Raw genomic sequence first — 8,837 nt, forward strand, 5'->3', positions numbered from 1 at the left:
CAATGGCAAAGGCCGCCAGCATCATCATGAAACCGTTCAGGGCCGATGCGACGCCTGCTGCTTTGGGGAAGGGCCCTACGGCGCCACTTTGCCCGCAGGGCTGGTGGATGCCGTGCGCCACCATGAACAGGTAGAACGGCAGTGTCAGCGCCCAGGGGTGGTGCCAGCCCATCCAGGCTACCAGTGCCATCAGCGTGCCGCCGCTGGCGCTCAAGGCCCCGGCGATGGCCACCGTGCGCTGCAGGCCAAATCGCACCAGCAGAGCGCGACACACAAAGGTACCCGCAAAGTAGGCCACGCAGGCAGACGCCATGACCCAGCCATACATGGTGCGCGTGAGCCCCAGCACATCGATGTACACAAACGAGGACGCGGCAAGAAAGGTGAACAACCCCCCATAGGTGGCTGTGGTCTGCAGCGAAAACGCCCAGAAGGTGGGGCTGCGCAGCACATGTTGCCAGGTGCTGACCAGCGCGCGTGGCTGCATTGCCTGCGGGTTGCGGTGGGCCAGGGTTTCGGGCAAGCGCAAGGCCACCAGCGCCAACGTGACCACGGCGTACATGGTGAGCGCCAGCAGCGCTGCGCGCCAGCCCAACCATTCGCTGAGCAGGCCGCCCATGGGTGCGCACACGCAGGCCACGATGCCCAGCCCCGTGAGCGCCTTGGACATGGCGCGTGCGCCCTCCAGTGGGGTGTAGAGGTCGCGCACGATGGCGCGCGCGCACATCACCACCGCGCCCATGGCCGCACCCTGGGCAATGCGCCACAGGATCAGCAGGCCCATGCTGGGTGCCATGGCGCTGCCCAACGATGCCACGGTGTAGATGGACAGGCCCGCCAGCAGGATGGGGCGGCGCCCAAAGCGGTCAGACAGCGGGCCCCACACCATCTGCGAACAACCAAACGCCAGCAGCAGCCCGCTCAGCGTGAGCTGCGCCGCCGCCATGGGCGCGCCCAGGCTGCGGGTGAGCGCGGGCAGGGCGGGCAGGTACAGGTCGGTGGTGACGGGCTGGATGGAGAGCAGCAAGGCCAGTACCAGAATGGCCAGGCCGGGCGGGACGGAGACAGGGGCGGCCGCAGACGCTGCGGTGGCGGAGGGGGCAGACATATCTGTCTGAGCGTACCAGATGGGGTCTTGGTATCGCTGGCGAGGCTGTTGTCAGCGACGGTGAGAAATCGCGCAGATTCATGTAGGGAGCGGGTCGCGCGTGTGACATCCTGCCGGGCGGGGGGCGCAGCTACATTGTGTGGCGGTGGCTGGCGGGCTGTCCCGCTCTTTGGAGTGGCTCGCCGGGACACCGCACAACACAACGAGGAGACAAGCCATGCACAAGATCCACAGCGCTTTTGAGGCGCACCCCGCGCACCCCGTGCGTCCTGCGCGGCCCCAGCGCCCAAGGGCATTTCCTGCAACGCTGTGGCGTGCAGCCTGCGCTGCAGCGGCACTGGGTGCCGCCTTTGCGGCACAGGCCCAGGCCCCCGCGCTGCCCGCACCTGAGACCGTGACGCTGGACAAGCTGGGCTACATGAGCGCCTTCCCACCCGAAGGGGCGCAGCGTGTGGACCTCAGCAACTCGTACAAATACCCGCAGCTGCGCTGGGCCGTGCAGCACCTGCGCGAGCTGCAGCCCACACGCAATATCCGCCGGGGCGCGGCGGCACCATCTGCGTTGCCGTCCGACCTGCGACCACTGGGCGCAGTGGCATTCGATGACGACAAGGGCCAGCCCATCACGGTGGACCAATGGTTCACCCGCACCTACACCGATGCGCTGGTGGTGATGCACAAGGGCCGCGTGGTTTACGAGCGCTACGACAACCAGATGAAGCCCTACACGCCGCATCTGCTGTTCTCGGTCACCAAGTCGTTCACCGGGCTCATGGCGGCGCAGCTGGCGCACGAGGGCAAGATCGACCCCGAGGCGCTGGTCACCAAGTATGTTCCCGAGCTGGCTGGATCGGCCTGGGGCGACATGAAGGTGCGCGATGTGATGGACATGACGGGCGCCGTGCGCTTTCGCGAGGTCTACACCGACCCCACCACCGAGATCTTTGGCTACAGCTGGTCCAGCGGCCTGCTGCCGCGTCCGCCCGGTTACCAGGGGCCGACCAATGTCTACGACTTCCTCAAGACGCTCAAAAAGGAAGGCGAACACGGCGCAGGCTTTGTGTACCGCACGGTGCATTCCGAGGTGCTGGGCTGGATCGTGTCGCGTGCCACCGGCAAACACTGGGCCGAGCTGATGAGCGACAACATCTGGCAAAAGTTGGGCACCGAGGAGGACGCGCATGTGATGGTGGACAGCGTGGGCACGCCGCTGCAGGGGGCGGGCCTCAATGCCACGGCGCGAGACCTCGCACGGTTTGGCGAAATGCTGCGCCTGGGCGGCAGCTTCAACGGCCAGAAGATTTTTGACAAGGCCGTGATCGACGACACCGCCAAGGGCAGCGACCGCGAGAAGTTCAAGATGGGTGGCATGGCCTTTCGGCCCGGCTACAGCTACCGCAACCAGTGGTGGGTGCTGCACAACGCCGATGGCGCCTATGAGGCCGCTGGTATCCACGGGCAGTTCATCCACGTGAACCCAGCCGCCGAGATGGTGGTGATCAAACTGTCGTCCCACCCCGTGGCCGGGGCAGGCTTTACGCACCCGCTCACCCTCAAAGCCTGGGCGGCGCTGGCCCAGGCGGTGCGCCGCTGACACCGCTACGCTGAGACGACGCGGCGCGCCGCTGCGCTTACTTGAGGTGAAACAGCGAGGCCACGGCCTCGCGGTACTGCCTTTGTCCCACAGCGTTGGTGTTGTGGTGCGAGCCGCCTTCCACCAGCACAAACTGCTTGGGCTCCCGCGCTGCCTCGTACAGCTGGCGGCCCAGCGTGGGGCGGATCAGGCTGTCGTCGCTGCCATGCACGACCAGCAGCGGAGAGCCGATCTCGGCCACCTTGCGGATGGATTCGAACCGTTGCGTGATGAGGGGCGACACCGGCAGCCAGCCCCACTTGAAGGTGCTGACCACGTCGGGGATGCTGGTGAAGGTGCCTTCGACGATGGTGCCCTTTTCATCCGGCACCTGGCGCGCCAGATCGATCGCAATGGCGCCGCCCAGCGAGTGGCCGAAAATGTAGCGCGGCTTGTCCGGGTGCTGCTCGGCCAGCCAGTTCCAGGCGGCGCGGGCGTCCTCGGCCGCGGTGGCCTCGGACGGCAGGCCTGCGCTGCTGCGCCCAAAGCCCCGGTAGTCGATGGCCAGCACCGAAAAGCCCAGCTCCTGCATGCGCCGGATGCGGCCCGACGAGCCCGCCACATTCCAGCGCGCACCGTGCAGGTACAGCAGCACCGGTGCGTTGGCCTTGCTGTGGGGCAGCCACAGGCCATGCAAGCGCTCGGCCTTGGCGCTGGTGTCGGAGGTGAATTCAATCCACACGTCCTGCATGTCTTCGGTGGACTGCGCGCCGCCCCAGCTGCGGTCGCTGGGCTGGAAGATCCATTCGCGCTGCTTGGCGTCGAGGGTGGCGCAACCCACGCTCACGGCTATCACCAGCCCCAGGGATGCGAGAAGAGGGATTCGTTTCATCGTCATGACAGATTCTGGCCCCAGCACAAAAGTTCGGTGAGGACGGGTGGTATTGGAGCCTGTGGACGATTCCCCGCGAGATCGTCCACGGGATCGGCGGTTCAGGTGCAGGCGCCGTGCACGCTGCGCTGGTCGGTCACGCCCTCCAGCACCTTGAGCAGCCCGTACTGCAGCAGCCGCAGCATGCCCTGTGCAGTAGCGGCCTCAAACAATTGGTCCACGGGCGCGCGTGTCTGGATCAGTTTCTTGATGCCTGGCGAGGCGGCCATCAGCTCGTAGATGCCCACGCGGCCTTTGTAGCCAGTGTGGTCGCAATGGCTGCACCCCTGGGCGCGGTACAGCACCCAGTCGGCGGCTCCGGCGGGCACGAAGCGGTTGCGCCATGGGGCCAGCAGGCTCTCGGGCGCCATACCGGTGCCTGTCGCGTAGTCCGTGGCGATCTGCTGCAGCTCGCCGGCGTCGGGCGTGTAGGGCTGCTTGCAGTCGGGGCACAGGCGGCGTGCCAGGCGCTGGCTCAGCACCCCCACCAGTGCATCGGCAAAGTTGAAGGGGTCCAGTCCCATGTCCAGCATGCGGATCACGCTCTCGGGGGCGCTGTTGGTGTGCAGGGTGGACATCACCATGTGGCCGGTCAGCGAGGCTTCGATGGCGATGTGTGCGGTTTCGCTATCGCGCATTTCGCCCACCATGATGACGTCCGGGTCGGCCCGCAAAAAAGCGCGCATGGCGGTAGCAAACGTGAGCCCGATGCGCGGGTGCATCTGGATCTGGCGCAGGCCGTGGTGCGTGATCTCGACGGGGTCCTCGGCGGTCCAGATTTTGGTGTCGGGGTGGTTCACCTCGGCCAGCAGCGAGTGCAGGGTGGTGGTCTTTCCCGACCCCGTAGGGCCGCAGACCAGGATCAGGCCGTAGCTGCGGTGCACCATCTGCTGCAGTTGCTCGACCAGGGCACCGTCCATGCCCAGCTTGGCCAGCCGAATGGGCTTGGACGATGCCAACAGTCGCAGCACGATGTCTTCGAGCCCGTTGGTGGTGGGCAACACGGCCACCCGCAGCTCCAGCTTGGTGTGGCCAAAGCGCGAAAAGTCGATCTTTCCGTCCTGCGGCAGCCGGTGCTCGGAGATATCGAGGTTGGCCATGATCTTGATGCGCGACAGCAGGGCCGCGCGCAGCACGAAGGGGATGCGCATGTATTCGGTCAAATCGCCGTCCACGCGCAGCCGGATCAGCGTGGGCTGCTCCTCGGGGTAGGCCTCGATGTGGATGTCCGACGCGCCCCGTGCCTGGGCGTCCAGGATGGTCTTGTTGACCAGCCGCACCACCAGGCTGTCGTTGTCTGACACCTGCCGCTGCAGGTCTGCGTGGCCCGGCGCCGCGTCGCTGGCCGTGAGCCGCTGGGACAGTTGCCGCAGTTCTTCCTCGATCGACAGATCGGTGCGGTCCATGCCCAGCTTGGAGTATTCGAACGTGATGCGCGTCGCCAGCTCGTCGGGGTTGGCAATGACGGGCACCACCTGCTTCTGGGCCGAGAACCGCAGCTCGTCCAGGTAGTCGGCATCCACCGGGCTCTCCACCGCCACCACCAGGCTCTTGTCGCTTACCAGCAGGGGCAGTACCTGGTGCTCCACAGCGTATTCCTTGGGCACCAGGCGCAGCACCTCGGGCTGTACCACAAAACCGTCCAGCGCCACCATCGGAATGCTGAACTGCTGCGCCACCACCTCGGTCAGCTGGGCCCGACTGAGCGCCCCCATCTCAACCAGGATGTTGCCCAGCAGGTGCTTGTTGCCCCGCTGCATCAGCGTGAGGGCATCACGCATCTGGTCGTTGCTCACCAGTCCCTGGTTGATGAGGATGTCGCCCAGCCGCACCGGCACAAAGCTGCCGATCTGTGTGATCTGGCCTGCCAGCTGCGCCGGGCTGCGGATGGGTTCGCCGTTGGCGGTCTGGCCTTGCCGCCGGCGCTCCTGCTCGGTCAGCGCCTGCTGCACCGTGTCGGCGCCGACCAGGCGGGACTGGATCAGGTGCTGGCCCAGCAGACCCCCCACTTGGTAGCTGCGCATTGCCGTGGTGGGGATAAATATCCGCACGCAGTGCACCGCGTCAGTGGTCAGATAGAAGAACAGGCCTTGGCGGGTTTTGACAAAGCCTTTGGTTTCGCCGCGCAGGTTTTCACCGTCGATGAATTGCACGGTGAAGAGGCGCGGTGTGGTGTTGACTTCGTGCCCTCCGGCGGCCTGGTAACGCGCTGTCAGGTCGGCGTCGGCCGCCAGCGGAATGGGCGGCATCAGCTGAATGCTCTTGATGGCCGCAAACGGCAGCGCCACAGCCGAGGTACCGTCCGGCGGCATCAGCAGGGCGCGTTGTGCTTGTGGGTCAAACTGCTCCAGCACGCCGTGGCGGGTGTGCCCGCCGGTCGTGAAGACGATGGCGTCTGCAGGAGTCAGGGCGTCGGCCGGGCGCGCGTCGCGGAAGAACGGCGGAAACGGCCAATGCTGCATACGCGCACTGCCCGTCACGACAGCCGCGAGGCCGACTGCATGGGCGAGGATGTGTCGATGGAAAGATCCCCCGCATCCTGCGTGGTCACGCCGGCCGCCAGGCGCACGCGCAGCGCCAGGTCGGTGCGCGAGTCGGCGTTGTGCAGCGCCTCGTCCAGCGAGATGCGGCCGTCGGTGTAGAGCTGGTACAGCGCCTGGTCAAAGGTGCACATGCCGATCTCGGTGCTGTGGCCCATGGCCTCCTTGATGCCCGAGAACTCGCCCTTGGCGATCAGGTCCGCGATGTAGGGCGAATTGAGCATCACCTCCACCGCAGGCACCAGCTTTTCGTGCAGGCCGGGGATCAGGCGCTGCGAGATCACGCCGGCCAGGTTCAGGCTCAGGTCCATCAGCAGCTGGTGGTGGGCATCTTCAGGGAAGAAGTTGATGACCCGCTCCATGGCCTGGTTGGCGTTGTTGGCGTGCAGCGTGGACAGGCACAGGTGGCCCGTCTCGGCATAGGCAATGGCCTGCTTCATGGTGTTGCGGTCGCGGATCTCGCCGATCATGATCACGTCGGGCGCCTCGCGCAGCGCGTTTTTCAGGGCTTCTTCGTACGACTGCGTGTCGATGCCCACCTCGCGCTGGTCCACCACTGAGCGTTTGTGTGCATGCAAAAACTCCAGCGGGTCTTCGATGGTGAGGATGTGGCCCGTCACGTTCTCGTTGCGGTAGTTGATCATCGACGCCAGCGTGGTCGATTTGCCCGAGCCGGTGGCGCCGGTCACCAGCACCAGGCCGCGCTTGCGCAGCACCAGCTTTTCCAGCACCGGGGGCAGGCCCAGTGCGGCCAGTGGCGGGATCTTGTTCTTGATATAGCGCACCACCATGCCGGTTTCGCCGCGCTGCACAAAAACGTTCACCCGGAAACGACCCAGGTTCTCGGCCGAGATCGACAGGTTCATCTCCTGCTTGGCCTCGAACTCGCCGATCTGCTTTTCGTTCATGACCGAGTAGGCCAGTTGCTTGACCTGGCCGGGCAGCAAGGCGGGCATCTTCAACGGGTGTGTGACCCCTTCGATCTTGAGATTGACCGGCGCGCCGACACTGAAAAAGAGGTCCGAGCCTCCCTTTTCGACCATGACGTTCAAGAAGCTGAAGATTTCCATGCCGGACTCCCAAAAGTGTGCGTATTTGTTTCCAGGTGCAGCATAGCCTGCACTGCGCCTCGTGCCAAAAACAAAGGGGCCGAAGCCCCAGTGATTTGCTGTGCGAACAGGCTCTGAGGCCCTGCTGGGCTTACACCACGCCCTGCGCCAGCATGGCGTCGGCCACCTTCACAAAGCCGGCGATGTTGGCACCGTCGATGTAGCTCACGCTGCCGTCGGCACGCTTGCCATATTGCAGGCAGGCCGCGTGGATGCCCTGCATGATCTGCAGCAGGCGGGCGTCCACCTCTTCGCGCGGCCAGGATAGGCGGGCCGAGTTCTGGCTCATCTCCAGGCCCGATGTGGCTACGCCACCCGCATTGCTGGCCTTGCCGGGGGCGTAGAGCACGCCAGCGGCCTCAAACGCCTTGGCGGCTTCGATGGTCGAGGGCATGTTGGCGCCCTCGGCCACGCAGACCACGCCGTTCTGGATGAGCGTTTTCGCGTCGTTCTCGTCCAGCTCGTTTTGCGTGGCGCAGGGCAGGGCCACGTCCACCTTCACGTGCCAGGGGCGGACACCGGCCTCGAACTTCACACCGGTGCGTGCGGCGTAATCGCTCACGCGGCCGTACAGGTGGGTCTTGACGTCCATGAGGATGGCGAGCTTTTCAGGCGTAAAGCCCTCTTCGTCAATGATGGTGCCGCTGGAGTCCGACACCGTGATGACCTTGGCACCCAGTTGCATGGCTTTCTCAACGGCGTATTGCGCCACGTTGCCCGAGCCCGACACCGACACGCGCAGGCCATCGAACGAGCGGTCCCGGGTCTTGAGCATCTCTTGCGCGAAGTACACGGTGCCATAGCCCGTGGCTTCAGGGCGGATCAGCGAGCCGCCGAACGACAGGCCCTTGCCGGTGAACACGCTGGCCGCGTTGTTGGCCAGCTTTTTGTACATGCCCGCCATGAAACCCACCTCGCGGCCGCCCACGCCGATGTCACCGGCGGGCACATCGGTGTCAGGGCCCACGTGGCGGTACAGCTCGGTCACAAAGGCCTGGCAAAAGCGCATGACTTCGGCAGGGCTCTTGCCCTTGGGGTCGAAGTCGGAGCCGCCCTTGCCGCCGCCCATGGGCAGCGTGGTCAGTGCATTCTTGAAGGTCTGCTCAAACGCCAGGAACTTGAGCACCGACAGGTTGACGGACGGGTGAAAGCGCAGGCCGCCCTTGTAGGGGCCAATGGCCATGCTGTGCTGGATGCGGTAGCCGCGGTTGACCTGTACGGCGCCATGGTCGTCCACCCAGGACACGCGGAACATCACGACGCGCTCGGGCTCCACCAGCCGCTCCAGCAGGCCGTGCTCAGCATAGCGGGGGTGCTGCGCGATGAACGGCCACAGGCTTTCCATCACTTCGGTGACAGCTTGCAGGAATTCCGGCTGGCCGGGATTGCGGAGCGCCACGTGGGAAAGGAAGCTCTCGGCGGTCGCGTGTTTCATGGTTCAAAGGGCTTTCAGCAGTAAAGGGTCAACAAGTCGAAGGCAGTCATGCACCGGTTTGGCGCACCGCAACATCGAATTATGTCCAAAAGTTATACGTTCATGCCGATGTCTATGCACAATGGTGGGGAATGTGGCCGG

At 65.2% G+C, this 8,837-nt stretch carries 6 protein-coding genes; 1 reads left to right on the forward strand and 5 read right to left on the reverse strand.

The genetic code is table 11. The features are described 5' to 3' along the window. On the reverse strand, positions 1-1,108 hold a 1,108-nt coding region (locus tag ISS20_RS21635; protein ID WP_291439443.1), incomplete at its 3' end, for a multidrug effflux MFS transporter. Between the two features lie 217 nt (positions 1,109-1,325). Between ISS20_RS21635 and ISS20_RS21640 the strand changes: the two genes are divergently transcribed. Further along, on the forward strand, positions 1,326-2,702 hold the full coding sequence (locus tag ISS20_RS21640; protein WP_291439445.1) for a serine hydrolase: 1,377 nt from the start codon (positions 1,326-1,328) through the stop codon (positions 2,700-2,702). Positions 2,703-2,739: 37 nt separating this feature from the next. Here ISS20_RS21640 and ISS20_RS21645 read toward each other — a convergent pair whose 3' ends face one another. The 4 genes from ISS20_RS21645 to gdhA form a co-directional block, all read right to left on the reverse strand. Continuing rightward, positions 2,740-3,573, reverse strand: coding sequence for an alpha/beta fold hydrolase (locus ISS20_RS21645; RefSeq protein ID WP_291439453.1), 834 nt, complete (start codon positions 3,571-3,573; stop codon positions 2,740-2,742). 101 nt (positions 3,574-3,674) lie between these two features. Continuing rightward, positions 3,675-6,074, reverse strand: a complete 2,400-nt coding sequence (locus ISS20_RS21650; protein WP_291439448.1) for an ATPase, T2SS/T4P/T4SS family — start codon at positions 6,072-6,074, stop codon at positions 3,675-3,677. Between the two features lie 14 nt (positions 6,075-6,088). Next, entirely contained in the window at positions 6,089-7,222 is a 1,134-nt protein-coding gene (locus tag ISS20_RS21655; protein WP_015013302.1) for a PilT/PilU family type 4a pilus ATPase, read from the reverse strand. Between the two features lie 130 nt (positions 7,223-7,352). After that, on the reverse strand, positions 7,353-8,696 hold the full coding sequence (gdhA, locus tag ISS20_RS21660; RefSeq protein WP_291439451.1) for an NADP-specific glutamate dehydrogenase: 1,344 nt from the start codon (positions 8,694-8,696) through the stop codon (positions 7,353-7,355). Between the last annotated feature and the right edge of the window lie 141 nt (positions 8,697-8,837).

This window comes from Acidovorax sp. (assembly GCF_016783915.1).
GTDB lineage: Bacteria > Pseudomonadota > Gammaproteobacteria > Burkholderiales > Burkholderiaceae_C > Acidovorax.

Excerpts from the sequence above, each read along its gene's own strand:
- ISS20_RS21640 (WP_291439445.1), top strand. The coding sequence starts at position 1,326 with ATGCACAAGATCCACAGCGCTTTTGAGGCGCACCCCGCGCACCCCGTG.
- ISS20_RS21645 (WP_291439453.1), bottom strand. The coding sequence starts at position 3,573 with ATGAAACGAATCCCTCTTCTCGCATCCCTGGGGCTGGTGATAGCCGTG.
- ISS20_RS21650 (WP_291439448.1), bottom strand. The coding sequence starts at position 6,074 with ATGCAGCATTGGCCGTTTCCGCCGTTCTTCCGCGACGCGCGCCCGGCC.
- ISS20_RS21655 (WP_015013302.1), bottom strand. The coding sequence starts at position 7,222 with ATGGAAATCTTCAGCTTCTTGAACGTCATGGTCGAAAAGGGAGGCTCG.
- gdhA (WP_291439451.1), bottom strand. The coding sequence starts at position 8,696 with ATGAAACACGCGACCGCCGAGAGCTTCCTTTCCCACGTGGCGCTCCGC.